The sequence below is a fragment of the Nonomuraea sp. NPDC003201 genome, from assembly GCF_053590415.1.
Genome location: NZ_JBSFTC010000739.1, coordinates 1 through 1419 on the forward strand (window position 1 = coordinate 1; position 1419 = coordinate 1419).

Sequence of the window (1419 nt, forward strand, 5' to 3'; positions counted from 1 at the left end):
CGCCATCGGGCTGCGCAGGAACATCACCTGCAGCATGCCCGGCCGGACGAGGTTGTCCGTCCACTGCGTGCGCCCCGTCAGGAGCCTGGCGCCGTACGGCGCTGCCCCGCCACCAGACGCTGCGCGCGGTCGTCGCCTGGAGCTGGGACCTGCTCAACGGCCCCGAGCGCCGGCTGGCCGAGCGGCTGGCGGTCTTCGCCGGCGGGTTCGACCTGGCCGCGGCCGAACACGTCGGCGGCAGCCTCGACCTCGTCGCCGCGCTGGTGGACAAATCCCTCGTCCAGCCCGCCGACGACGGCCGCTACCGCATGCTCGAGACCATCAGGGAGTACGGGCTCGAACGCCTGGCCGCCGACGGCCGCATCGCCGCCGTCCGCGCCCGGCACGCCGCCTACTTCCGCGACCTGGCCGAACACGCCGAGCCGCGGCTTCGCGGCCGTGACCAGCTCGCCTGGATCGCCCGCCTGCTGGCCGACCACGACAACATCCTGGCCGCGCTGCACTACGCCGTCGACAGCGCCGACGCCACCACCGCGATCCGCCTGACCGCCGCCATGGGCATCTTCTGGACCATCCGCGGCACCCGCGCCGAGTCGGCCGGCTGGATCGGACGGGCGCTGGACGTACCCGGTGAGACGCCCACGCGGGAGCGGCTGATCGCCAGCGCCGTCCACATCATCAACGCCAGCCTTGACGGCGGCCACACCATGGTCGCCTCGGCGGCGCGCGAGCTGCGCCGGGCCGCGAGCCTCCAGGAAGGGGAGGAGGCCGGGCATCCGGTGCTGGCGATGCTGCAGCCGGCGCTGGCGCTGTTCACCGACGACGCCGAGCTCGGCTTCGCCGTGATCGAGCGGCGGCTGGCGCACCCCGACCCGTGGACGCGCGGCATGCTCTACGTGACCAGGGCCGCGCTGAAGGAGAACGGCGGCGACATGGCCGGCTCGCGGGCCGACCTGCTGGCCGGCTGCGCCGAGCTGCGGCAGGCCGGCGAACGGTGGGGGCTGTCGATGGCGCTGACGTCGCTGGCCGAGACGCACGCCGTGTTCGGGGACTTCGGCCAGGGGCAGGAGGCGATGGACGAGGCCGTACGGCTGCTGCTCGAGCTCAACCCCGAGGCCGACGTCGCCCACCAGCGGGTCTGGCAGGCCTCCATCCTGGTGCGCGAAGGGGACGTGGAGCGGGCCAGGGCCGTGCTGCGGAGCCTGATCGACGCGCCGGAGGGCCGGGGGACGCCCGCCCGCAACGTCGCGTTCGCGCAGGTCGAGCTGGGCCATCTGGCCCGCCAGGAGGGAGACCTGCGGGCCGCCGAGCGCTACTACGCCGCGGCCGGGCACGCGATGGAGGACGGGACGGCGATCGCGCCGCAGTTCCGGGCGCTGCTGCTGGTCGGGCAGGCCCACCTGGCGCTGGCCACGCACG

General features: G+C 74.8%; 1 protein-coding gene. It reads left to right on the forward strand.

All coding sequences use genetic code 11. The annotated features are described in order from the left end of the window. Positions 1 to 1419 (forward strand): ATP-binding protein (locus ACWDX9_RS63290; protein WP_449973449.1); only part of this gene is annotated, 1419 nt, incomplete at both ends.